The sequence below is a fragment of the Halomonas campaniensis genome, from assembly GCF_014193375.1.
Lineage (GTDB): Bacteria > Pseudomonadota > Gammaproteobacteria > Pseudomonadales > Halomonadaceae > Halomonas > Halomonas campaniensis.
Genome location: NZ_JACHZF010000001.1, coordinates 25,971 through 50,494 on the forward strand (window position 1 = coordinate 25,971; position 24,524 = coordinate 50,494).

Here is a 24,524-nt window from a genome sequence, read left to right on the forward strand (position 1 = left end):
AACAACAACGGGATGCCCATGAAAACCCACGACTCCTCCCTGGCCGACGCGCCGGTGCGCGGCTCCTCCTCGACGGATCGCCACTGGCTGGATCACTACTTCGGTGTCTCGCGGCGCGGCTCGTCCCTGCGCACCGAGTTCCTCGCCGGGATCGCCACCTTCCTGGCCTCGATGTACATCATCGTGGTCAACCCGGCGATCCTGAGCGATGCCGGGATTCCCTTCTCGGCGGCACTCTCCGCCACCGTACTGATCAGCTTCATGAGCAGCCTGGCGATGGGCCTCTACGCCCGGAACCCGATCCTCGTCGCCCCCGGCATGGGCATGAACGCGCTGTTCACCTACACCCTGGTGCACGGGGCGGGACTCTCCTGGGAGGTGGCGCTGGGGTGCGTGTTCTGGTCGGGCGTGCTGTTCGCCACCCTGGCCATGTTCAACGTGCGCAAGGCGATCATCGAGGCCATTCCGCCCTCGCTGCGCTATGCGATTACCTGCGGCATCGGGCTGTTCATCACCTTCATCGGCTTCAAGAATGCCGGCTTCATCGTCGGCAGTGACGCCACCCTGGTGACCCTGGGCAGCATGGACCCCGGCCTGATCACCTTCTTCATCGGCATGATGGCCACCGCGATCCTGGTGATCCTGCGCTTCAACGGCGCCCTGATCCTCGGCATCGCCCTGACCACCCTCCTGGCCACCCCCATGGGGCGCCTGTGGGGCGGTGACGTGGTGGTGGAGTGGAGCGGCCTGGCCGCCTGGCCCGACTTCGGCGCGGTGATGCAGGTGGACATCTGGGGCGCGCTGAAGGTGGCCTACCTGCCGTTCATCTTCGTGATGCTCTTCACCAACTTCTTCGACGCCCTCTCCTGCTTCATGGCGCTGTCCGAGTCGGCGGACCTCAAGGACAAGGACGGCAACCCGCGCAACCTCAAGCGCTCCATGACGGTGGATGCCTTCGCCTCGATGATCGCCGCCCCGCTGGGCACCAGCGCGGCCCAGACCTTCATCGAGTCCGGCGCCGGCGTCGCCCAGGGGGGCCGCACCGGCCTGGTGGCGGTGACCATCGCCCTGCTGTTCCTGCCCTTCCTGTTCCTGTCGCCGCTGCTGTCGCTGGTGCCGGGCATCGCCACGGCCCCCGCCCTGGTGCTGGTGGGCCTGTTCATGCTGGCCCCCATCGGCAAGATCGACTGGACGCGCTTCGAACAGGCCTTCCCGGCCTTCCTGGCGATCATCCTGATGCCGCTGACCTACTCGATCACCCTGGGGATCGCCTTCGGTTTCCTCAGCTTCGTGCTGATCAAGCTGTGCACCGGGCGCCTCCAGGACATCCGCCCGGCCATGTGGGTCTCGGCCGCGCTTAGCGTGGTGATGCTGGTCACCACCCAGTGACCACCGGGGCCGCCAGGGACGGCGGCCCTCGCCCCCGCTCCCGGCTGGAGCGGAGGCGGGGTGCTACTGAGCGGCGCTGCTAGTCGGCGGTTTCGTCGCGGGCGTCGAGGGTGAGCAGCCAGCTCACCAGTCGCTCGATGTCCTCCTCGGCGACGCGCCGGTTGGGGGTCATGCGCTCTTCGCCCCAGTTGCCGCTGCCGCCGTCGCGCACCGTGGCCACCAGGCGCCCGAGCGCCTCGTCGTCGTCCCGGTAGCGCTCGGCCACGTCACGCCAGGCGGGCCCACGAAGGGTCTTGTCCAGGTCGTGGCAGTTGAAGCAGCCGCTGTCCCAGGCCAGGTCGATCATCGCCTCGTCCTCCTCGACCGCATCGGCCTGGGCCGGGCCCGAAGCCAGCAAGGCGGCCAGCAGGCTCGCCGCCAGACCGTTCATCGTCCCCCTACTCACCGTACCCCTACTCACCGTCCCCCTACGCATCTCGCTTTCCTCCCAGCAGGGCATCCCCCACGCGGAACACCGTCAGGACCGCCAGCGCGGCGGCGAAGAGCATCGGCATGCGGTAGTCGGCCCGGGTCAGGATCCACAGGTGGGTCACGCCCAGCGCCGCCGCCACGTAGACCAGCCGATGCAGCCAGTGCCAGGCAGTGTAGCCCATGGCCTTCTGCATGCGCCGGAAGGAGGTGAGCGCCAGCGGCACCAGCAGCAGCAGCGCCGCCGCCCCGTAGCGGATGTAGGGCAGGTCGACCATCTCCCGGCGGATCCAGGGCCAGTCCCAGAACTGGTCGAGGCCCATCCAGGCCAGCATGTGGGCCACCAGCCAGAAGAAGGCCCAGAGGCCGATCTGGCGCCGCGCGATCATGATCCCGACCCAGCCGGTCAGGCGGAATGCCGGGCTGAAGGCAATCGTCACCAGCAGCAGGATCAGGCCGGTGCGGCCGGTGAAGTGGACCACCGCCTCGGCGGGTACCGCCCCCAGGTCGCCGAAGTACCACTGCCAGGCCAGCCACACCGCGGGCAGGCTGCCGGCCAGCAGCACCAGCAGGCGGAAGGCGAGGATTCGCTGTGATGCATCCGGCATCGGAGTTTCCCTGGGGTCAGAAGTGCTTGTTCAGGTCCATGCCGGCATAGAGCTCGGCCACCTCGTCGGCGTAACCGTTGAACATCAGCGTCTCGCGCCGCCCGTTTTCGCCGATGCGCCGCTCCCGGGCCTGGGACCAGCGGGGATGGTCCACCTCGGGATTCACGTTGGCGTAGAAGCCGTACTCCTCGGGGTTCTGGTCGATCCAGGAGGTGGTGGGTTGCTCCTCCACCAGGCGTATCTTCACCACCGACTTGATGCTCTTGAAGCCGTACTTCCAGGGCACCACCAGGCGGATCGGCGCGCCGTTCTGGTTGGGCATCCGCTCGCCGTACATGCCCACCGCCATGAGGGTGAGCGGATGCATGGCCTCGTCGATGCGCAGCGCCTCGCGGTAGGGCCACTCGATGATCGAGCGGCGCTGACCGCGCAGGTTGTCCGGGTCGAGGATCGACTCGAAGACCACGTACCTGGCCCGGGAGGTAGGCGCATGGCGCTTGAGCAGCTCAGCCAGTGGGAAGCCGATCCAGGGAATCACCATGGACCAGGCCTCCACGCAGCGCAGGCGATAGATGCGCTCCTCGAGGTCCTGGCCGGCGAGGACATCCTCCAGGGCGAAGGTGCCGGCCTTCTCCACCTCGCCCTCGATGGCCACCGACCAGGGGGCGGTGACCAGGCGGTGGGCGTAGACCTCCGGGTCGCTCTTGCGGGTGCCGAACTCGTAGAAGTTGTTGTAGGTGGTGGCGTCCTTGACGTCGGTGAGCGCCTCGCCGTCGGCCAGCGACCGGCTCGGCAGCTCGCCCTCGAGCTGCCTGGCCAGGGTCGCCTGCCAGGCCCGGGCAGGAGGCGTGAAGAGCAGCCCCGGGGCGGCCGCCGCCACGGCCAGCGCGGCACCGCGTTTCAGGAAGCGCCGGCGCTGCTCGAAGAGTTCCCAGGGCGTCACCTCGGACTCGGGGATGGGGGGATAGCGGTAACGTGACATGTCGATCGTCTCTGGCCAAGGGATCGCAGTGACTCCAGCTTCACCCGATGGGCCCGGGGGCGTCCAGCCGCGATTCTCAACAAGTGTCAAAAATTGACGTGGCTCAAGACACCCTGTTATCCGACGGTTTTACTAGGTTGATTGGCGTCAAGTGGCAGCACTAAGGTGCCGGCAGAAGGTTAAGCGCGGGTTACCCCGCGCCACTGACCCGGATCATCATCACAAGGGGAACTGTCATGATCACCAAACGCCTGCTGGCCTCGGCCATCGCCATGGGCTCCGCCATCGCCATCGCCGCTCCGGCCCTGGCCGACGACGGGCTTGGCGACTATCGCGACCGCTTCGAGCCGCTGCCCCACTTCCCGCCGATCCCCGCCGACAACTCCCTGACCCCGGAGAAGGTGGAGCTCGGCAAGTTCCTGTTCTTCGAGCCGCGCATCTCCTCCAGCGGCGTGATCAGCTGCGCCACCTGCCACAACCCGGCGCTGGGCTGGGCGGACCGCATCCCGCGGGCCACCGGCCACGACGGCCAGATCGGCGAGCGCAACACCCCCACGGTGCTGAATTCGGGCTTCCTGGGGTCCCAGTTCTGGGACGGCCGCGAGCCGGACCTGGAGGGCCAGGCGCTGGGCCCGATCGAGGCCGACGTGGAGATGGCCATGGACCTGGACACCGCGCTCGAGCGCCTCACCGAGTTCGACCTCTACCACGACATGTTCGCCGCGGCCTACCCGAACGACGAGGACCCGATCAGCGCCGACAACCTGGCCAAGGCCATCGCCAGCTTCGAGCGCACCCTGAACACTCCCAACTCGCCCTTCGATCGCTACCTGCGCGGCGACATGGAGGCCCTGAACGATCAGGAGAAGGACGGCATGGTGGCCTTCGTGGACAACGGCTGCATCGCCTGCCACCGCGGGCCGGCACTGACCGACAGCCAGTTCCACCGCATCCAGGTGCCGGGCTCCAGCGACGTGGGCCGCTTCGAGGTCACCGGGGACGAGGCGGACAAGTACAAGTTCCGCACCCCGACGCTGCGCAACGTGGCCGTCACCTATCCCTACATGAACAACGGCGCCACCGAGACCCTCGAGGAATCCGTCGCCATCATGGGCAGGGAGATGCTGGGTCGCGATTTCGAGGAGCAGACCGTCGCCGACATCACCGCCTTCCTGCACACCCTGACCGGCGAGATGCCCGCCTTCGAGGTGCCGGCCCTGCCGTGACCCGAGGCCCTGCCGGAAAGGCAACCCGCAAGGAGAACCCCCGGCCCGGCCGGGGGTTCTGCGCTTTGGGGTAAGGAGCTAGGTTGCGGAGTCAATGCCTTGTCGGCGTCAGACGCTGTCCGCCAGCTGCCGACGCAGCGCCAGGCGGCGCCGATCGCTGACGAAGGCCGACTCGATGGCCGTGCCGGCCAGTTGGATGAAGATCTCCTCGGACCAGCCGAAGGCCTCGTGGCAGGCGAGATAGTTGGTGAGCAGGCCGCCGCCGAAGTAGGCCGGGTCGTCGGAGTTGAGGGTGACGCGCAGCCCGGCCTCCAGCAGCTGCGGGAGGGGGTGGTCCGCGAGGCGCTCCACCACCCTGAGACGCACGTTGGAGAGCGGGCAGACGGTCAGCACCATGCCCTCGTCACGCAGCCGTGTCACCAGCTCGGGGTCCTCCAGGCAGCGCACGCCGTGGTCGATGCGGCAGACGTCGAGCAGGTCCAGTGCCTCGCGGATGTACTCGGGCGGCCCCTCCTCTCCGGCGTGGGCGACCCGCGGGATCCCCAGTCGCGCGGCACGCTCGAACACCTCGACGAACTTCGCGGGGGGATTGCCGCGCTCGGCGCTGTCCAGCCCCACGGCGTCGAGCATTTCCCAGTAGGGGGCGGCCTGCTCCAGCACGGCCATCGCCTCGGCGGCATTCCGGTCGCGCAGGAAGGCCATGATCAGCGCCGTGGAGAGCCCCAGCTCGCGCTCGGCATGGCGCCGCGCCAGGCTGAGCCCCTCCATCACCACCGGCAGTTCGATGCCGCGCACCAGGTGGGCCTGGGGATCGAAGTGCATCTCGACATGCACCACGCCCTCGGCATGGGCGCGACGGAAGTAGTCCATGGCCAGGTCATGGAAGTCCTCGGCGGTGCGCAGCACGCCCATGCCCTGGTAATAGAGGTTCAGGAAGGACTGCAGGTCCTGGAAATCGTAGGCGGCACGGACCTCCTCCACCGAGGCATAGGGCAGCGCGACCCCGTTGCGCTCGGCCAGCGCGAACATCAGCTCGGGCTCCAGCGACCCCTCGATATGCAGGTGCAACTCGGCCTTGGGCAGACGCTTGAGGAAATCACGCATGGTTCATCTCGCTCCGGTGGTTTACCTCATCCTGATAGAGAATCGGCGAATGCGCAAAGCCTCCGCCTAGGAGCCTGTCGGGCTTGACCGATCGTAGCGAGAGATTCGGGTTTCGAGACAAGTTTATCGATCTGTTGAGGCGAATAGCGCGCTATTTAACGAAACAGATCGAATGAAATTGGCCGAAAAGCCGGATTTCGCAGTAGATTAGCGTTAAGTCCGACAGGCTCCTACAGCCCACGGATGAAGGCCGCCAGGGCCTCGCGCCGATCGGCCAGCCGCGCCTCGGCCTCCTCGCGCTGTGCCTCGAGGCGAGAGATGCGCGCTTCCTGCTCTTCCAGGTCGGCCAGGTAGCGCTGTCCGGGCTCGCTGTCGAGCCCCACGGCGGCAAGGTTGTCGCGGATCCGGGCCTGGTGGTCGGCCGCCCGCTCGAGGCCCCGCGCCAGCGCGTTCAGCTCGGCCTCCACCTCCGCGACGCCTCGGCGGCGTTCGATCAGGGTCGCCATGGCCTCGGCGGCCTGGGGGTCGGCGGCATCGCTCCACTGCAGCAGCAGCTCGGTGTCGGCCTGTGCCAGGGCCACGGTCTGGCTGCGGGTCAGCTCCTCGCGCGCCTCCAGCGTCGCGCTCTCCCCGGCCCCCAGGCTGACCCTGAGTCGCCGGTGGGTGGGCGTGGACTCGACCAGCGACTCGGCCTCGAACCGCCACCCGGCGCGCGCCGGGTGCTCGATCACCACCTCACGGGGGCGGCGCGCATCGCTCTGCAGGGTGTAGCGGGTGGTCACCCGCGACAGCCGGGTGGCCCTCAGGGTGCCGTCGACCAGGGTCACCCGCTCCAGCTGCTCCTCGGGCGTCGACTCGGTGTCGATGCGCACCTGGCGATCCGCCGCGAAGCTCGCCAGCCGCGACTCCCCGGCGGGAATGCCCGGCAGGCTGACGTCGCCCACATGGCCCACCTCCGCCGCATAGACGGTGACGAGCCCGGGCGGCAGCCAGGTGTCGGTGGCGTTCTCCAGCCGCACCGCGGCCACCGGGTGCCGTTCGCCCCGCTCGGGCTGGAACAGCGAGAGCCGCTCGGCCGGCAGTTCGGCATCCACATAGGGAACCGACAGGGTGCGACCGGCCTCGAGGTCGACGGGGTCGGGCAACGTCCAGGTGGCGGCGGTGTCGCCCTGGGCCGCCGTGGCCTGGCGAAGGGGGCCGGAGAATCCACCCGCGGCATCGGCCGCCAGCGCCGCGGGGGCCGCCACCTCCCGTTCTGCCAGGGCGCGCTGGCGTCCCATGACGCCCTCGTCGGGGCGCACCGGGGCGATGCTGTCGGCGGTGACCGGTACCTCGGTGCGCTGCGGCCAGTAGCGTTCCAGCAGGCGCTGGGTGAGGGTCACCGGCGCCCCGCTGGAGAGCGTGACGGCCACCTGCTCCCAGTCGCTGCCGCTGGCGTTCTCGATCACCGCCCAGGCCTGCAGCCGGGCGGGCGCCTCATCCTCTTCCAGCAGCAGCCGGTAGGCGGTCTTCCAGACCGGCGCGGCCACCACGTAGTAGAGCCCCACGTCACGCTCGCCCTCCCCGGCCAGCTCGATAGCGATGCGCCGCACCTCGTCGGTACGGCCGCGGCCGCTGACCTGTGCCGCCTGGCGCAGGCGCTCGCGCAGGCCAGCGTCGAGGATCTCGAGGCGCGCGTCGGTGTCGAGGCGCAGGGTCATGACCACCCCCTCGTCATCCAGCACCGACAGGGTACGCTGCGTCTCCTGGCCGTCGCCGGCCGGCAGCTCGTCGACGCCCAGCAGCAATCCCTCGACGCTGCGCCCGGCCGAGGCGACACGCACCGGCACGCCCTGAAGGGTCGCCGCCAGGCGCGACACCGAGCCCATCTCGCCGGGGCCGAAGGGCAGCCGGCGGAAGGTCTCCGCCACGGCCGAGAGGCCGTCCAGGCGCATGCCCACCAGCCGTCCCGCCGGGTCGCGCACGACCAGGCTCTTGAGGATATCGTCCACCTGCTCCAGGGGCACCTCGAGGTAGACCACCCCGCTGCCGGAGAGCGGCGCGGCCTGCTGGTAGGCCGCCAGACCGCCCGAAGAGAGCGTCACCGCCTCGACCCGCGACTCGGCGACCGCCGGCCCTACCGCGCCGAGGGTCACGCCCAGCAGCAGTGCCGCCGCGACCCTCACCATCCCCCTCTCCCGTCGTCCTCTCCCGCGGAACACGCTCATGGCCACCTCCCCTGTCTCGACGCGGCGCGAGGGAGCATCAGCACCCGCACGCCAGGAACCCTTCAGCGCATCAGGCTAACAGGTATAGCGCTCGAGGCGCCCCTCCACCAGCGTCAATCGGCGCTGCACCCCGGGCGGGTCGAAGGGGCCGCCGTCGAGCTGGTGCACCAGGAAGATCACGCTGCGCCCGGCCAGCCAGGCGTCGAGCCTCGGCGCCAGCCGCGACACGGTACCGGCATCCAGGCCGGCGAAGGGCTCGTCGAGCAGCACCAGGCCGGGATCGCGCAGCCACAGCCGCGCCAGGGCCAGCCGCCGCGCCTGCCCACCGGAGAGGCGCCGCCCGCCCTCGCCGACCCGGGTGGCGAGGCCCGACGGGAGCGACATGGCCCACGCCTCGAGCTCGACCCAGGCCAGCGCCTGCCACAGCGCCTCGTCGTCGGCCTCGGGCGCGGCCAGGCGCAGGTTGGCCGCCAGGCTGTCGTCGAAGAGGTCGATCCGCTGGGTCAGCGCCGCCACCCGCTCGCGCAGGGCCGCCTCGGGCCAGGCCGCCAGGGGCTGCCCATCGAGCAGCACCTCTCCGCCCTCCGGCACCAGCTGGCGCAGCAGCAGGGCCGCCACGCTGGACTTGCCGGCCCCCGAGGCGCCGCACAGCGCCACCCGCTCGCCGGGCGCCAGGGTAAAGGAGACCTCCGCCAGTGCCGGGGTGAGCGCACCGGGGTAGCGCAGGCTGACCGAGGAGAGGGACGCCGACAGCGCCGTCGACTGGCGGGACGGAGGCGCCGCCTCGGGCGCCTCCGCGGCCATCGGCGTCCGGGCCCGCGCCTCAAGGGCATTGAGCCGCTCCGCCGCCCCGCGGGTCGCCCCCAGCCAGGTGAAGGCGGCCGGCAGCGAGGCCAGCGCCTCGCTCATGGCCAGCATGGCCAGCGGCATCATCACCATCAGTGGGCCCGACAGCCGCCCCGCCCCGAAGGCCTGGGCGGCCAGCCACAGCGCCAGCAGCGCGCCCAGGCCCACGAAGAGCGCGGCCAGCGCGTTGCCCAGGGCCACCCGGGCACCGAGGCGTCGCTGGTCCCGGTAGAGTCGGGCCTCCACCTCTTCCAGCTGCCGACGATGGGCCGCCAGGCTGCCATAGGCCTCCAGCTCGGCCAGGCCCTGCAGCTGCTCGACCAGCCGCGCCCGCAGCGCCTCCAGGTCGTCCACCTGGCGTCGGCTGGCCGCCATGCCCAGGCGAGCCTGGCCCAGGGTGAGCCAGCACCAGCCGGCCAGCAGCCAGGCACCGCTGACCAGCCCCACCGTCGGGGCCCAAATCGCCAGGAAGCCGGCCAGGGCGAGGATCGCCAGCAGCCCCACCCCCGCCGGGGCCAGCAGGCGCAGGTAGAGGCTGTCCAGGGTGTCGATGTCCGCGGTCAGCCGGTTGAGCCAGTCGCTGGCCCGGCGCCGCGACAGGGCGTGACCGTCGAGTTCCGCCAGCACGCCGAACAGCCGGGCGCGCAGGTCCGCCAGCAGGCGCAGCACGGTGTCGTGGTTGTAGAGGCGCTCCAGGTAGCGAGACACGGTCCGCGACACCGCGAAGAAGCGGATGCCGCCCCCCGGCACGTAGACGTCCAGGGAGGCGGCAACGCCGGCGGCCAGCAGCAGGCCGGTCAGCCCGGTGGCGGTGATGAACCACCCCGAGAGCGCCAGCAGGCCGATCGCCGAGGCCAGGGTCAGCCCCAGCAGCGCGGCCCCGGCCAGCAGCCGGCCGCGGCGGCGGTCCAGCAGGCGTAGCCAGGGACGCAGGGAGCCGATCAGGGACGCCGAGCCATGACGATCACGCATCATTGCCCTCCCCGGTTTGGCCGGCGTCCAGCGCCAGGTGCCGGGTGGCCAGCGCCATCAGCGCCGGATGGTGGGTGGCGATCACCAGGGTGCGGCCCTCCCGGGCGAGCTCGGCGAGGGCCTCCACCACCCGGGCCTCACTCTCGGCATCCAGACTCGCGGTGGGCTCATCGAGCAGCACCAGCGGCGCCCGGGAGAGGAAGACCCGGGCCAGGGCCAGGCGCTGGGCCTGCCCCCCGGAGAGCCCCACACCGCGCTCGCCCAGCGGGGTCTCGAGCTCGTCCGGCAGCTGCAGCAGCAGCTCGCCCAGGCCGGCTCGAAGCAGCGCCCGGCGCATCCGCTCGGGGCATGCCTCGGGCGCGGCCAGGCGCAGGTTGTCGGCGAGGGTGCCCTGCACCAGCAGGGGGCGCTGGTCCATCCAGGCAAGGGTCAACCCGTCCGCCACGCGGCGTTCCCCCTCGCCCGGCCCGGCGAACCCCGCCAGCAGCTGCAGCAGGGTCGACTTGCCGGCACCGGAGGGCCCCGTGACCACCAGCACCTCGCCCGGGACGAGGCGCAGGCTCAGCGGCCCCAGCACCCGCCCGCGGCCCGGGTGGCTGACGCAGGCGGCCTCGAGCTCGACCAGCGCTCCCGGAGCCGCCGCCGGTGCCGCCTCGACCCGCACCGGATCCGGCGTCTCCTCGAGCAGGCCCAGCAGGCCCTCGGTGGCGCCCAGGGCGGCGGCCCGGTCATGGTAGTGCTGCGACAGGGTGCGCAGCGGCTGGAAGAACTCCGGTGCCAGCAGCAGCACCAGCAGCCCGCTGAACAGCGTCAGTTCGGGCGAGGGGCCGTAGGTGATGTAGCCGAGCAGGCCGAAGCCCACGTAGATGGCCACCACGGCGATGGCCACGGCGGAGAAGAACTCGAGCACCGCCGAGGAGAGGAAGGCCACCCGCAGGGTCCGCATGCTGCGCCGGCGGTAGTCGTCGGCGGCGGCGTGCACCTCGCCGGTGGCGGCGGCGGTGCGGCCGAACAGCTGCAGGGTGGTGATACCGCGCACGCGATCGATGAAGTGCCCGGAGAGCCGGGCCACGGCGGCAAACTGGTCGCGATTGAGCCGCTCGGCGCCCATGCCGACCAGCGCCATGAACAGCGGGATCAGCGGCGCGGCCAGCAGCAGAAAGAGCGCGGCGAGCCAGTCCAGCCACAGCACCAGCAGCAGCACCGCCAAGGGGTTGAGAACGGACAGCAGGAGCTGTGGGCGGAACCGGGCGAAGTAGCCGTCCAGGGCCTCGACCTGCTCCACCAGCTGGCTGGCCAGCGAGGCGGAGTGCCGCGACGCCAGCCTCACCGGTCCCAGCCGGGCCAGGTGGTCGAGCAGCTCGCCGCGCACGGCCCGGCGGATCCGCAGGCTGGCGGCCTGGCCGAGGGTCTCCTGGGCGTGCTGGGCCAGGGAGCGCAGCACCAGCAGCAGGGCCATGCCGGCCAGGGCCGGCATGGCCTCCGCGAGGGGCGCCCGATCGACGACCAGGCGGCTCACCGCCCAGGCCAGCAGGGCCAGCTGCCCCAGGGTCGCGATGCCGGCGAGGAGGCCTGCCAGCACCGCCAGCCCCAGGCGGCGGCGCTCCCCCCTGGCCCTGTGCGCCAGCCAGCGACGGGGCGCCCTGCCGGCGCCCCCCTTCTCCGCGGGGCTCATGGGCTCAGTGATAGCCCTCGCCCACCTTGACCTTGCCGCGGAAGACCCAGTAGGTCCAGGCGGTGTAGGCCAGCACGATGGGAATCACGAACAGTACGCCGATCAGCAGGAAGAGCTGCGACTCCGGCGCCGAGGCGGCATCCCAGATGGTGTAGTCGGGCGGCACGATCACCGGCCACTTGCTCGCCACCAGGCCCAGGTAGGTGAAGATGAACATGCCCAGGGTGGCGATGAAGGGCTGGCCCTCGCTGCGCCGACGCACCGCGCGCCACAGCCAGACGGCACAGGCCAGTGCCAGGGCCGGCAGCACCCAGATCAGCTGGATGTGGTCGAACCAGCGCGACCAGACCGCCGGGTTGACGAAGGGTGTCCACAGGCTGATGGCCACGAACACCGCCAGCACCGCCGCCAGCAGCGCCGGGGTGATGCGGTAGGCCCACGCCTGGACGTGCCCCTCGGACTTGAGGATCAGCCAGGTGGCGCCGAGCAGCGCATAGCCCGTCATCAGCCCCAGGCCGGTCAGCACGGTGAAGGGAGTGAGCCAGTCCAGGGCGCCCCCCACGTAGACGAAGTCCTCCACGGCGAAGCCCTGGATGTAGGCGCCCACCACGGCCCCCTGGGCGAAGGCCGCTACTGCCGAGCCCCAACAGAAGGCCCGGTTCCACCAGTGGCGATTGCGCCGCGACTTGAAGCGGAACTCGAAGGCCACGCCGCGGAAGATCAGCCCGGCCAGCATCAGGAAGACCCCGATGTAGAGCGCCGGCAGGAACACCGAGTAGACCAGCGGGAAGGCGCCGAGCAGGCCCGCACCGCCCAGCACCAGCCAGGTCTCGTTGCCGTCCCAGACCGGGGCCACGGAGTTCATCATCACGTCGCGGGACGCCTCGTCCGGAGCAAAGGGATAGAGGATCCCGAGGCCCAGGTCGAAGCCGTCCATGATCACGTACATGATCACCCCGAAGCCGATGATCACGGCCCAGATCATTGAAAGATCGAGAAATTCCATGGTTCATCTCCTCCAGGTCGGGGCCGCATCGTTCTCGAAGGTGGCATGTACCGCGGAGAGCGGGCGCTTGGGACGGTGCACCGCGCCGTCGACGGTATCGCGCTCCTCCTCGGGCAGCATGCCCTGGCGGACCACCCGGGTGAGGTAGTAGACCCCGGCCCAGAACACCACGGCATAGACCGCGACGTAGCCGATCAGGGTGAACAGCGCCATGCCGCCGGTCAGCGACGGGGTCAGCCCCTCGGCGTGGGTCATGATGCCGTAGACCAGCCAGGGCGCGCGCCCCACCTCGGTGACGATCCAGCCGGCCAGCACCGCGATGAAGGGGGTCACGCTCATCAGCCGCAGGGTCTGGAGGAAGCCGCGATGCTCATAGACCCGGCCGCCGCGGCGCAGCCACAGCCCGGCCACGGCCACCGCGATCATCAGCAGCCCGATGCCGACCATGACCCGGAAGGACCAGAAGACGATCCACACCGGCGGCTGCTCCTCGGGCGGCACAGCGCTGATGCCGGGCACCTCACCGGCCGGATCATGCGTGAGGATCAGGCTGGCCAGGCTGGGAATGCCGACCTCGAAGCGGTTGGCCTGGGCCTCCTGGTCGGGCAGCGCAAACAGCAGCAGCGGCACGTTGCCCCGGGTCTCCCAGTTGCCCTCCATGGCGGCCACCTTGGTGGGCTGATGCTCGAGGGTGTTCAGGCCATGGAAGTCGCCGATCACCGCCTGGGTCGGGGTCAGCACCAGCAGCAGCCACAGGCACATGGAGAGCGCACGGCGGTTGGCCTCCACATCGCGGCGAATCAGCAGGTACCAGGCGCTGACGCCGGCCACCACGAAGCCCCCGGTGATGAAGGAGGCCATCACCATGTGGGCAAAGCGGTACCAGAAGGAGGGGTTGAAGATCGCCTCGCTCCAGGCCACCACGTGGAAGGCGCCGTCGCGCAGTTCCACGCCGGCGGGGGTCTGCATCCAGCTGTTGGCCGAGAGGATCCAGAACGAGGAGATGAAGGTGCCGATGGCCACCATGATGGCGGCGAACAGGTGGACGCCCTGGGGCACCTTGCCGCGCCCGAAGAGCAGCACCCCCAGGAAGGCCGCCTCGAGGAAGAAGGCCGTGACCACCTCGTAGCTGAGCATAGGACCGAGGAAGTTGGCCGAGGCCTGGGCGAAGTTGCTCCAGTTGGTGCCGAACTGGAACGACATCACGATGCCCGACACCACGCCCATGCCGAACACCACGGCGAAGACCTTGGTCCAGAACGCCGCGAGGCGATCCCAGGCGGGATTTTCCGTTCGGTAGAAGAGGCCGTGGAGCACGGCGATGTAGGACGCCAGCCCGATGGTGAAGACCGGGAAGATGGCGTGAAAGGAGACCACGAAGGCGAATTGCAATCGCGACAGCAGCAGGGGATCCAGTTCCATGACGCAAGCCTCATGACGGCGATGGACGCGGGGTCGTCGCAAGGGATGCGGATGCACGCTCCGGTGCGTGTTGTGCCTTCGGCAGGCCCCTGACAGGCTCGCCGTGACGCATTCCACCTGGACACCAGTGACAGGGTCAGCCTAGCAGCCAGGAAACCGGGCAGCGCCGGAAATCGCCACCAAAAATAACCTGACAATCTAAGCTTATTCCGCCATTGTCGTTATCCTACTATTAAGGACACGGACTCTTGAGGAAAGTTGACCCGAGTCCGTGTGTCGCGATGTCGCAGGCGCTCGCTCAGGCCGCACCGCCACGCAGCACCAGGTGGACCAGCCAGGCGGTATAGCCGAGGTACATGGCCAGCAGGACCGCCCCCTCCAGGCGATTGATACGCCCCTCCCGGCCGCGCCAGCCCAGGGCGAAGACCGCCATCAGCACGGTCATGGCGGCCATCAGGCTCCAGTCGCGCAGCAGCACCTCGGCACCGACCTGGATGGGGTGGATCACCGCGGCGAGCCCCACCACCCCCAGGGTATTGAAGAGGTTCGAGCCCACCACGTTGCCCAGCACCAGGTCATGCTCGCGACGCCGCAGGGCGCTGATCGAGGAGGCCAGTTCCGGCAGCGAGGTGCCCACCGCCACCACCGTGAGGCCGATGATCAGGTCGCTGACGCCGAACCCCTGGGCGATGGCCACCGCGCCCCATACCAGGATCCGCGAGCTGACCACCAGCAGCACCAGGCCGATGCCGGTCCAGGCCAGGCCGGCCGCCAGCGACATCGGATGCTCCGCCAGGCTCTCCTGAGTATCCACGGCGAGGGCGTCGGCGCCCTCCCGGCGGGCACGCAGGATGCTGGTACCGATGAAGGCGGCCAGCAGGACCAGCAGCAGGGCCCCCTCGAGCCTGCCGATCACCCCGCCCCACATCAGCAGGGCCGAGAGCAGGGTCACGCCGCCGAGGATCGGCAGCTCGCGTCGCACCACGGTAGAGTGCACCGCCAGGGGGGAGATCAGCGCGACCAGGCCCAGGATCAGGCCGATGTTGGCGACGTTGGAGCCGTAGGCATTGCCCAGCGCCAGGCCGGGATTGCCCTGCCCCGCCGCCAGCGCCGAGACGACCAGCTCCGGTGCGGAGGTGCCGAAGCCGATCACCAGCATGCCGATCAGCAGCGGCGAGAGCCCGAGCCGCGCCGAGGTGGCGGCCGCCCCGCCGACGAAGCGCTCCGCGCTCCAGACGAGCAGGACCAGGCCCGCCACGACGGCCACTGCAGGAAGCATCATGGGGTTCCCTCGTGAACATTCAGGGGTGAATGTTTGACTATGGTGTGCCTGCCGTCAACGTGTCACACTTTCCGGCAAGGGGCCGGGCGGCAGTCGCGGCGCAGTGTACGCCTTTTTCCGGCCTCGTGGATGTCCCGTTACAAGGTGGTAGACCTCACAGTGGCCCAGCGTCCCTCTCGATTCCTCGCCCGTCTGCCCTCGCTGCCCGCCGAGGCGCCGCGGGTGGACCGCACCCCGCCGGAGGCGCGGGCGCGACGGCGGCTGCGCGCCTGCGGGGAGTGCGACTGGGTGGTGGCCCTGCCCCCGCTGCGCGCCGGCGAGAAGGCCGACTGCCCGCGCTGCGGCCATACCCTGGTCAAGCGCCACTTCCGCCCGGCCCAGCGCAGCATGGCGCTGGCGCTGTCGGCGCTGCTGGCGCTGGCCATGGCGCTCTCCTTTCCCTTCGTCAGCTTTACCGTGGGCGGCATCGGCAACCGGATCGAGCTCTCCCAGACCGCCACCACCCTGATCGGCTTCCACCAGCCGGTGGTGGCCATCGCGGTGATCCTGACGATCATCGTGCTGCCGGCGGTCTACCTGCTCGGGGTGATCTGGCTGCAGCTCGGCCTGCTGCGGGATGAGCCGCTGCCGGCCAGTCGCACCATCGCCCGCTCGCTGGCCCAGCTCAACCCCTGGATGATGGCGGACGTCTTCATCATCGGCGCCCTGGTGAGCCTCATCAAGGTGGCGGGCATGGCCCAGATCGAGCTCGGCGCCTCCTTCTGGGCCTTCTGCGTCTTCGCCCTCCTGCTGCTGCTCACCACCCAGTCCATCGATGCCGACTGGATGTGGTTCTCGCTGGCCGGCGAGCCGCGCGCCCCGGAGGGCACCCGCACCGGCGAGACCGCCGCGCCCCAGGGCCTGGCCGGCTGCGCCACCTGTGGCCTGGTCAACCGGCTCGACCCCGGAGGGCGCGGACGCTGCCGACGCTGCGGCGAACGGCTGCGCCCGCGGCTGCCCCACAGCCTGCAGCGCACCTGGGCGCTGCTCGCCGCGGCCGCGGTGATGTACGTGCCGGCCAACGTCTACCCGATCATGACCACCACCAGCCTCGGCCAGAGCTCCCCCTCCACCATCATCGGCGGCGTGGTGGAGCTGATCCAGATGGGCTCCTGGCCGGTGGCCGCGGTGATCTTCGTCGCCAGCGTGATCGTGCCGGTAGGCAAGCTGGTCGCCCTGGCCTGGCTCTGCCTGGTGGTCAACCGCAGCAGCGAGCTCAACGCCGCGACCCGTACCCGCCTCTATCGCCTCACCGAGTTCATCGGCCGCTGGTCGATGATCGACGTCTTCGTGGTGGCGATCCTGGTGGCGCTGATCCGCGCCGGTTCGCTGATGTCGATCACCCCCGGCCCCGCCGCCCTGGCCTTCGGCGCGGTGGTGGTGATCACCATGCTGGCCGCCATGACCTTCGACCCCCGGCTGATCTGGGACACCCCGCTGCCCCGCCGCTCCCGCCGCCCGACCGGCGCCGGCCCCCATGACCGTCACCCAGAAGGAACTCCCGGATGAGCGATGCCTCGCGCGTCGACGACGCTCCCGAGCGCGACCTGCACCGTGCCAAGGCCTCGCCCCAGGCACGCTTCTCGCCGATCTGGATCGTGCCCATCGTGGCGATCCTGATCGGCGCCTGGCTGGTCTACGACAACTACCGCAGCCGCGGCCCCCAGGTCACCCTGGTGATGAGCAACGCCGAGGGCATCGAGGCCGGCAGCACCCTGATCAAGACCCGCAACGTGGAGGTCGGCCGGGTTGAGCGGGTCAACCTCTCGGAGGACCTGTCGACGGCGGTGATCACCGCACGGATGAGCCCCGACACCGACGCCATGCTGGTCGAGGACAGCCGCTTCTGGGTGGTCAAGCCCCGGGTCGGGCGCGAGGGGATCAGCGGGCTGGGCACCGTGCTCTCCGGGGCCTTCATCCAGCTGGAGCCGGGCAGCAGCGACACCGCCTCCCGGGAGTTCGAGGTCAGCGACCAGCCCCCGGTGGCCCCGGCCGGGGCCGCCGGGCTGCGCATCAACCTGGTCAGCCAGCTCGGCAATTCGCTGCGGGTCGGCGACCCGGTCACCTACCAGGGCTACACCGTGGGCCGCGTCGAGGACGCCACCTTCGACGCCCAGACCCGCCGCATGCAGCACCGCGTGTTCATCGAGGCGCCCTACGACACCCTGGTCACCGACAGCACCCGCTTCTGGTCGGCCAGCGGCATCGACCTGCGCCTCGACTCCGAGGGGTTCCGGGTCAACGTCGAGTCCTTCGAGGCGCTGCTGGGCGGCGGCGTCACCTTCGGCGTGCCCGAGGACCTGCCGCTCGGCCGCCAGGTGGAGGCCGATGTCACCTTCAACCTCTATCCCGACGAGGACAGCGCCCGCCAGGGCACCTTCAACCGCTACCTGGAGTACGTGCTGCTGGTGGACGACTCGGTGCGCGGCCTCTCCCGCGGCGCCCCCGTGGAGTTTCGCGGCGTGCGGGTGGGCACCGTGGCGGCGGTGCCCTGGAACTTCAACGCGCCCCAGCCCGAGGGCCGCTCGGGCTTCTCGATCCCGGTGCTGATCCGCATCGAGCCCCAGCGGCTGGGCATCGAGAACCAGGAGATCCAGCTCGCCGAGTGGCGCGAGCGCTTCGACCGGCTGTTCGGGCTGGGCCTGCGCGCCTCGCTGAAGAGCGGCAACCTGCTGACCGGGGCGCTGTTCGTCGACCTCAACTTCCAGCGCGACCTGGCCGACCAGCACGTGGCCGAGACCTTCGCCGAGAAGACCGTGTTCCCCACCACCTCCGGGGGCTTCGCGCTGATCGAGGCCCAGGTCACCGACCTGCTGGCCAAGCTCAACGGCCTGGAGATCGAACCGCTGCTGGCGGGGATGGACCGCAACCTGGCCGCCTCCGAGGCGATGCTCGGCGAGGTGCGCGCGCTGTCCGCCTCTCTGCAGGGAATGCTCGAGGACCCGGCGACCCGCGAGGTGCCCGGTAACCTCAATGCCACCCTGCAGGAGCTGCAGGGCACCCTGCAGGGGCTATCGCCCGAATCCGCCGCCTACCAGGAGCTGACGACGGCCGTGGGCCGCCTCGAGCGGCTGATGCGCGACCTCCAGCCGGTGGCCAGGACGCTCTCCGACAACCCCCGCGCCCTGCTGTTCGACAGCCTGGACACCGAGGATCCCCAGCCGCGCGCCCCGCGCCGCGACTGACCCGGCAAGGACACCGATGAAGGAGCCACGACGATGATGGCAAGGAGAGGAATCGGCGCCGCCCTGGCGGCCCTGCTGATCACCGCGACGCTGGCGGGCTGCGCCAGCCCCGGCCCGGCCCCCCAGCGCTATGCGCTGCCCGACGCCGTCGACCCGGCGGGGCCCGCGGCAGGGGCCGAGGCGGAGCACCTGCTGCTGCTGCGCTCTCCCCGGCTGGCCCACTACCTGGACGTGGAGGGCCTGGTGATGCAGGTCGACGACATCACCCTGGTGGAGGCCCGTGGCCACCAGTGGGCGGAGGCGCTGGGCCGCCAGCTGGAGCGCGGCCTGCGCGCGCGCCTGGCGGCACGCCTGCCCGATACCCGGGTGATGCTCGACGAGGTCGGCGTACGCGAGCCCGGTGCCCTCGCCCTGCGCCTGGAGCTGGACCGTTTCCAGGGCCGCCACGACGGCCTGGCCGTGATCGGCGGCCTGTGGCAGCTGCGCGACGCCGAGGGCCGCCTGCTGGCCATGGCCCCCCTGCAGGTGGAGACCGAGCTCGACGACGACGGCTACCCCGCCCTGGTGCGCGCCCTGGGCCGCGGCTGGGACAGCGCGGCCGATGAGCTCGCCGAGGCGGTGCGCCGTGCGCGCTGAGCCCGGCAGGCAGAACGGCCGGGGCTGGGCTATGGTCAGCTCAGGCCTCCCGAGGCGCCTCCCATCGACAGACTTCCCATCGACAGGGACGACACCATGCATGACGACCTGACCCGGGAGCTCGCCGAACGCGAGTTCCGCCACGCCATCGCCCTCGAGCTCCGCGAGATGGCCAGGCGCGCCCGCCGCGCCCTGCTGATCGCGCTGGCCAGCGACACCCACGGCGAGGACGCCCTGGCCGAGCTGGAGCAGGCCGACCGGGCCCTGGCCGAGCTCGACGCCCTGGCCGCCCGGCACGCCTTCGTGGCGCTGCCGATGCTTGGCGACGTGCGCCGCGGCGTCGACCGGCTGGCCTGCCAGCTCTATCAGGATGGCGCCTGCGACAGCCTCGACGAGGACGCCCACGAGGCCTTCCTCAACCGCCATGCCCGCGGGCTGACCGCCCTGGACGGCATCGGCCCGGTCACGGCCCGGCGCCTGTTCGCCCACGGCATCAGCGACCTCGACCAGCTGCGCGCGCTAGGCCCCGAGGGCCTCGACGCGATCACCGGCCTCAACGCCGCCACCCTGGCCCGCATCCGCGCCAGCCTCGCGGCGGACGCCCCGGCGGCGGACGCTAAGTAGCTGCACAGGCGCGCAGGTTCTGGCATAATGCCCTTCGCGGCACATCATCGAGTCCCTCCTGCCGCGCCCTGAACCCGAATTTCTCACGCCCCGGCCCGGGACTGGCCACGCGTCATTGCGTGGCGCGGCCGTGGTGTTCTGCGGAGACCGCATGACCTTTTCCGAACTCGGCCTGCGTGCCGAACTGCTCCGTGCCGTCGAGGCGCAGGGCTACACCACCCCGACCCCGATCCAGCGCCAGGCCATCCCCGCCGTCCTCGAGGGCGGTGACCTGCTGGCCAGCGCCCAGACCGGCACCGGCAAGACCGCCGGCTTCACCCTGCCGATGCTCCAGCGCCTGGCCGGCGGCCCGCGCCCCGGGCGGCGCGAGGTGCGCGCCCTGGTGCTGACCCCGACCCGCGAGCTGGCCGCCCAGGTCGGCGAGAGCGTGGCCGACTATGGCCGCCACCTGACCCTGAAGAGCCACGTGATCTTCGGCGGCGTGGGCCAGCAGCCCCAGGTGGATGCCATCCGCCCGGGCCTGGATGTGCTCGTCGCCACCCCGGGTCGTCTGCTCGACCTGCAGCAGCAGAAGCATGTCGACCTCTCCAAGGTCGAGATCCTGGTGCTCGACGAAGCCGACCGCATGCTCGACATGGGCTTCATCCACGACATCAGGAAGATCCTCCGGGTGCTCCCCGAGAAACGCCAGAACCTGCTGTTCTCGGCGACCTTCTCCGACGAGATCCAGGCGCTGGCCAACAAGCTGCTGGACCGCCCGGCGATGATCGAGGTGGCGCGTCGCAACACCACCGCGGAACTCGTCGACCAGGCGATCTACCGCGTGGATCGCGAGAAGAAGCGTGAGCTGCTCGCCCACCTGATCACCGAGCATGACTGGCACCAGGTGCTGGTCTTCACCCGCACCAAGCACGGCGCCAACCGCCTGGCCGAGCAGCTCAGCAAGCAGGACATCCCGGCCATGGCGATCCATGGCAACAAGAGCCAGTCGGCCCGCACCAAGGCCCTGGCCGCCTTCAAGACTGGCGACCTGCAGGTGCTGGTGGCCACCGATATCGCGGCCCGCGGCCTCGACATCAGCGAGCTGCCCCACGTGGTCAACTTCGAGCTGCCCAACGTGGCCGAGGACTATGTCCACCGCATCGGCCGCACCGGCCGCGCCGGCAGCGAGGGCCAGGCCGTATCGCTGGTCTGCGTCGACGAGCATGGCCTGCTCAAGGGGATCGAGCGGCTGATCAAGCGCGACCTGGAGAAGCGCATCGAGCCCGGCTTCGAGCCCGACCCCAATGCCAAGCCCGAGCCCATCGAGAACGGCCGCAACCGGCGCGGCGGTGGCGGCGGCCGGGGTGGCCAGCGCCAGGACGGCCAGCGGCGTGGCGGCCAGTCCGCGCGCGGCGGCAACGCCGGCGGCCAGCGCAGCGGGGGCGACGAGGCACGCGCCCCGCGCCGCCGTAGGCGCGGCGGCCAGGGCTCGCGTCAGGCCTGACCGGCTGGCGGGCTAGTTCGGAATATGCGAATGTAGCCCGCTCTTATCGACGAGTGATGCGACACCACCATGTTGAAGCGACTGCTGGGCAAGACGCCCATCGACGTCTGGGTGATCAAGCAGGTCGATACCGACCTGCTCCACCTGTGTGGACGCGCCACCCTGGAGGCGAAGCCGAACCGCAAGGCGGTACTGGCAGCGCTTGAGGGCGGTCACTTCTCGGGCCCCGTGAGGATGGCTGCCGGCGGCGTGATGCTCAATGCCCGCCTGTTCGCCGCCCTGGTGCCCGCCGAGGCGCTGCAGCTGCTGCCCGATGACCAGGCCCGCTGGCAGGGACGCGACTGGAGCATTGCCCAGGTGCCGCAGCGCTGCTGGACCTTCCAGGGCCGGCTCACCGTCCAGCCGAACCCCGCCGCGGGCCCCCATGCCCTGGTGAGCATCGAGGATGTCACCGACATCCGCCAGCGGGTGGAGGGGACCACGCCCCGGCGACCGGGCGAAGTGGTCTTCCGGGCCGAGAACGCCAACGAGGACGACCCGCTGCTGGCGCCGAAGCGCGAAGCCTCCCGGGGCCCGCGGCTCGGGGCCGGCCGGGAGTGGCGACGTGACGGTGACTGATGCCCCGCGAGCCGACCGTCGCGCGCTGCTAGTCTTCATCGGCCTGATGGTGCTGGTGGGGCTCAACCTGCGTCCTGCCCTCTCAAGCCTGGCCCCGGTGCTGACCCGCATCCAGCAGGACATGGGGCTCTCGGCCCTGTCCATCGGGGCCCTCACCACCCTGCCGGTGCTCTGCCTCGGCCTCTTCGCCCCCCTGGCGCCCTGGCTGGCCAAGCGCCTGGGCCCCGAGACCACCCTCTCCGCCGCCCTGCTGCTGCTGGCCAGCGGCCTGCTGCTGCGCGGCATTGCGGCCACCACGGCGCTGTTCATCGGCACCCTGATGGTGGGAGCGGCGATCGGCATTGCCGGCACCCTGCTCCCGGCCCTGGTCAAGCGCGAACTGCCCGCCGGTGCGGACCTGATGACCGGCGTCTACACCATGGCGCTCTGCCTGGGGGGCGCCCTGGGCGCCGGGCTGAGCATTCCCCTGGCCGACGCCCTGGGTGGCTGGTCCGCCGGGCTGGCCAGCTGGTCCGCCCTTGCGGCCCTGGGCCTGGTGGCCTGGCTGACCCTGATGCCGCGCCACGACGGCGCCACGGCGCTGCCGGGCGGCGGCGGTTCCACCCGCGAACTGCTCGGCCAGCCGCTGGCCTGGCAGGTGATGCTGTTCATGGGCAGCCAGTCGTCGCTGGCCTACATCGTCTTCGGCTGGCTGCCCACCCTGCTGGTGGCGCGGGGCTACAGCGAGGCCGAGGCCGGCTGGATGATGGGGGCCTCGGTGATGGTGCAGCTGATCTCCGCGCTGTCGGCCCCCTGGCTGGCCAGGCTCGGCCGCGACCAGCGACCCGCCCTGCTGATCGTGCTGGGCTGCGTCGGCGCGGGCTTCTGGCTGCTGCTGCAGGCGCCGGCGGCCTGGCGCTGGCCCGGGGTGGTGCTGCTGGGACTGGGCCAGGGCGGTGGCTTCAGCCTGGCATTGACGCTGATCGTGCTGCGCACCGGCAACTCGCGGCTGGCCGGCAAGCTGTCGGGAATCGCCCAGGGCGGGGGCTATACCCTGGCCGCCATGGGCCCGCTGGGCATCGGTGTGATGCTGCAGTTCGGGGTCGGCCTGCCCAGCGTCACCCTGGTGCTGCTGGGCATCGTCGCCACCAGCATGGGCTTCGCCCTGTTCGCCGGCCGCAATCGCCGACTGGAGGTCGACGCGGCAGGAGGCCTCGTCACTCGCTGAGCACCAGCGGGGCGAGCAGGTCGCGTACCTCGCCCTCGATGGGGATTGCCCGGTTGGCGGCCACGTCGAGCAGCACGAAGGTCAGGGTGGCGTCGCTGACCAGGGCCCCATCCCTGACGCGCCGGATCTCCTGGCGCATCCTGGCGCTGCGGGTGCCCAGCTCGGCCAGGCGGGTCAGCACCTCGAGGTCATCGCCGGCTACCGCCGCTTCGCGATAGTCGATGTTGAGGTTGACCGCCACGAAGGCCACGTCGCCGCGCTGCAGGCGGCGTGCCACCTCGGGGCGGTCATCGAAGTAGCCCCAGCGCCCCTCCTCGAGGAACTCGAGATAGCGGGCGTTGTTGACGTGGCCGTAGCCGTCCAGGTGGTAGCCGCGCACGCGCAGGGCGGTGCGGGAGATGCGGGAGTCCATGCCATGCCTCCTAGTGGTGTGAGTCTTGGGGTGAGGGCCCGATTCTAGCCAGCCGACCGGCCGACAATCAAACGATCGTTTTATCTCGGCGTATCCCCCGCTGCCGATTGCCGTCTCGCCGGCACGCCACTAGCAGGGGCCGACACGCTGGTACCCCCGCCCCCCTTCGGGGATAATGGCGGTCCTTTTCGCTCGGGAAATGCTTCATGTGGTTCAAGCACTTGCACCTGTATCGCCTGCACGACGCACCGCAGCTGGATGCGGCCACCCTCGAGGAGGCCCTGGCCGAGCACGCCGCGCGCCCCCTGGGCAGCCGTGATCCGCGCCGGATGGGCTGGACCGCCCCCGCCGGCCGGGCCGGCACCGCGCGGCTGCATGACCTGCAGGGCCAGCGGCTGATCAGCGCCCTGCGCCAGGAGCGCCTGCTGCCCGCCGCCGTGGTGCGCGAGGAGGTGGAAGAGCGCGCCGCCGAGGTGGAGGCCCGCGAGGGCCGCAAGCTGCGCCGCCAGGAGAAGATCACCCTGAAGGAGCAGGTGGTCGAGGAGCTGCTGCCCCGCGCCTTCGTGCGCAGCCAGAGGATCGACCTGTGGTGGGACACCCGCCGCGGGCTGATCGGCATCAACGCCAGCTCCCGCACCCGCGCCGAGGAGGTGCTGGACCTGCTGCGCGAGACCCTGGGCAGTCTCAAGGTCACGCCGCTGGCCAGCCAGACCCTGCCGGTCCGCGCCATGACCCAGTGGCTGACCGACCCCGGCTCGCGGCCCGCCGACCTGGTGCTGGGCGACCAGGTGGAGCTCAAGGCCAAGGGCGACGACGGCGTGCTGCGCGCCCGCCAGGTGGACCTGGACAGCGACGAGATCCAGCAGCTGCTGGAGAGCGGCCGCCAGGCCAGCAAGCTGGCCCTGGAACTCGAGGGGCGGCTAAGCTTCGTGCTGCATGACGACCTGGCCCTCAAGTCCCTGCGCTTCGGCGACGCCCTGATCGAGGAGGCCAACCAGTCCGACGACGGCGACGACGCCCTGATGCGGCTGGAGACCGACTTCGTGCTGATGGCCCAGGCCCTGGGCGAAAGCATCGAGCGCCTGATCGCCTGGCTGGGCGGTGAGGCCGGTACCGCGAGCAACGTGTGA

Annotated in this window: 21 protein-coding genes; 10 read left to right on the forward strand and 11 right to left on the reverse strand. The window is 70.7% G+C overall.

Going from position 1 to position 24,524, the window contains the following annotated elements; translation table 11 throughout:
- Positions 1-18 precede the first annotated feature (18 nt).
- Complete coding sequence (locus tag BDK63_RS00120; RefSeq protein WP_183329283.1) at positions 19-1,389, forward strand: NCS2 family permease; 1,371 nt, start codon at positions 19-21, stop codon at positions 1,387-1,389.
- A gap of 79 nt (positions 1,390-1,468) precedes the next feature.
- On the opposite strand, the gene BDK63_RS00125 is transcribed toward BDK63_RS00120, so the two are convergent.
- Genes BDK63_RS00125 through msrP form a run of 3 tightly spaced genes read right to left on the reverse strand, consistent with a single transcriptional unit; the run spans position 1,469 to position 3,447 of the window.
- Positions 1,469-1,819: a c-type cytochrome gene (locus tag BDK63_RS00125; protein WP_183329284.1), complete on the reverse strand. Its 351-nt coding sequence runs from the start codon at positions 1,817-1,819 to the stop codon at positions 1,469-1,471.
- A gap of 37 nt (positions 1,820-1,856) precedes the next feature.
- Entirely contained in the window at positions 1,857-2,465 is a 609-nt protein-coding gene (locus BDK63_RS00130; protein ID WP_183329285.1) for a protein-methionine-sulfoxide reductase heme-binding subunit MsrQ, read from the reverse strand.
- Between the two features lie 16 nt (positions 2,466-2,481).
- On the reverse strand, positions 2,482-3,447 hold the full coding sequence (msrP, locus tag BDK63_RS00135) for a protein-methionine-sulfoxide reductase catalytic subunit MsrP (protein ID WP_183329286.1): 966 nt from the start codon (positions 3,445-3,447) through the stop codon (positions 2,482-2,484).
- Between the two features lie 272 nt (positions 3,448-3,719).
- On the opposite strand from msrP, the gene BDK63_RS00140 reads away from it, so the two are divergent.
- A complete protein-coding gene (locus BDK63_RS00140; RefSeq protein WP_221202441.1) occupies positions 3,720-4,673 on the forward strand; it encodes a cytochrome-c peroxidase in 954 nt (317 codons plus the stop codon).
- A 108-nt stretch (positions 4,674-4,781) separates the two neighbouring features.
- Here BDK63_RS00140 and BDK63_RS00145 read toward each other — a convergent pair whose 3' ends face one another.
- The 7 genes from BDK63_RS00145 to BDK63_RS00175 all read right to left on the reverse strand — a co-directional run bounded on the left by BDK63_RS00145 (position 4,782) and on the right by BDK63_RS00175 (position 15,187).
- A complete protein-coding gene (locus BDK63_RS00145) occupies positions 4,782-5,777 on the reverse strand; it encodes an adenosine deaminase (RefSeq protein ID WP_183329288.1) in 996 nt (331 codons plus the stop codon).
- Between the two features lie 230 nt (positions 5,778-6,007).
- Positions 6,008-7,945, reverse strand: a complete 1,938-nt coding sequence (locus BDK63_RS00150; RefSeq protein ID WP_183329289.1) for a DUF4139 domain-containing protein — start codon at positions 7,943-7,945, stop codon at positions 6,008-6,010.
- Between the two features lie 114 nt (positions 7,946-8,059).
- Positions 8,060-9,802 carry a thiol reductant ABC exporter subunit CydC gene (gene cydC / locus BDK63_RS00155; RefSeq protein WP_183329290.1) on the reverse strand — a complete coding sequence of 581 codons (1,743 nt, stop codon included), beginning with the start codon at positions 9,800-9,802 and terminating at the stop codon, positions 8,060-8,062.
- Positions 9,795-11,477: a thiol reductant ABC exporter subunit CydD gene (cydD, locus tag BDK63_RS00160; protein WP_183329291.1), complete on the reverse strand. Its 1,683-nt coding sequence runs from the start codon at positions 11,475-11,477 to the stop codon at positions 9,795-9,797. Before cydD ends, cydC begins: the two co-directional genes overlap by 8 nt.
- Positions 11,478-11,481: 4 nt before the next feature.
- Positions 11,482-12,483 (reverse strand): cytochrome d ubiquinol oxidase subunit II, encoded by a 1,002-nt coding sequence (cydB, locus tag BDK63_RS00165; RefSeq protein ID WP_183329292.1) that lies wholly within the window; start codon positions 12,481-12,483, stop codon positions 11,482-11,484.
- 3 nt (positions 12,484-12,486) lie between these two features.
- Positions 12,487-13,905, reverse strand: a complete 1,419-nt coding sequence (locus BDK63_RS00170; protein ID WP_183329293.1) for a cytochrome ubiquinol oxidase subunit I — start codon at positions 13,903-13,905, stop codon at positions 12,487-12,489.
- Between the two features lie 298 nt (positions 13,906-14,203).
- Positions 14,204-15,187, reverse strand: coding sequence for a calcium/sodium antiporter (locus tag BDK63_RS00175; protein WP_183329294.1), 984 nt, complete (start codon positions 15,185-15,187; stop codon positions 14,204-14,206).
- 192 nt (positions 15,188-15,379) lie between these two features.
- Here BDK63_RS00175 and BDK63_RS00180 point away from each other — a divergent pair, with 192 nt between their 5' ends.
- The 7 genes from BDK63_RS00180 (at position 15,380) to BDK63_RS00210 (ending at position 22,982) form a co-directional block, all read left to right on the forward strand.
- Positions 15,380-16,735 (forward strand): paraquat-inducible protein A, encoded by a 1,356-nt coding sequence (locus tag BDK63_RS00180; protein ID WP_246385633.1) that lies wholly within the window; start codon positions 15,380-15,382, stop codon positions 16,733-16,735.
- On the forward strand, positions 16,732-18,411 hold the full coding sequence (gene pqiB, locus BDK63_RS00185) for an intermembrane transport protein PqiB (protein ID WP_183329296.1): 1,680 nt from the start codon (positions 16,732-16,734) through the stop codon (positions 18,409-18,411). Before BDK63_RS00180 ends, pqiB begins: the two co-directional genes overlap by 4 nt.
- Positions 18,412-18,444: 33 nt before the next feature.
- Positions 18,445-19,047 carry a PqiC family protein gene (locus BDK63_RS00190; protein WP_246385624.1) on the forward strand — a complete coding sequence of 201 codons (603 nt, stop codon included), beginning with the start codon at positions 18,445-18,447 and terminating at the stop codon, positions 19,045-19,047.
- 96 nt (positions 19,048-19,143) lie between these two features.
- A complete protein-coding gene (locus BDK63_RS00195) occupies positions 19,144-19,671 on the forward strand; it encodes a helix-hairpin-helix domain-containing protein (RefSeq protein ID WP_183329297.1) in 528 nt (175 codons plus the stop codon).
- A 151-nt stretch (positions 19,672-19,822) separates the two neighbouring features.
- A complete protein-coding gene (locus BDK63_RS00200) occupies positions 19,823-21,157 on the forward strand; it encodes a DEAD/DEAH box helicase (protein WP_183329298.1) in 1,335 nt (444 codons plus the stop codon).
- 69 nt (positions 21,158-21,226) lie between these two features.
- Positions 21,227-21,775 (forward strand): hypothetical protein, encoded by a 549-nt coding sequence (locus BDK63_RS00205; RefSeq protein ID WP_183329299.1) that lies wholly within the window; start codon positions 21,227-21,229, stop codon positions 21,773-21,775.
- 46 nt (positions 21,776-21,821) lie between these two features.
- Positions 21,822-22,982, forward strand: a complete 1,161-nt coding sequence (locus tag BDK63_RS00210; RefSeq protein ID WP_183329461.1) for an MFS transporter — start codon at positions 21,822-21,824, stop codon at positions 22,980-22,982.
- Here the strand turns inward: BDK63_RS00210 and BDK63_RS00215 are convergent.
- Positions 22,972-23,394, reverse strand: a complete 423-nt coding sequence (locus BDK63_RS00215) for an acyl-CoA thioesterase (protein ID WP_183329300.1) — start codon at positions 23,392-23,394, stop codon at positions 22,972-22,974. The genes BDK63_RS00210 and BDK63_RS00215 overlap by 11 nt on opposite strands.
- 206 nt (positions 23,395-23,600) lie before the next feature.
- Between BDK63_RS00215 and BDK63_RS00220 the strand changes: the two genes are divergently transcribed.
- A complete protein-coding gene (locus BDK63_RS00220; protein WP_183329301.1) occupies positions 23,601-24,524 on the forward strand; it encodes a recombination-associated protein RdgC in 924 nt (307 codons plus the stop codon).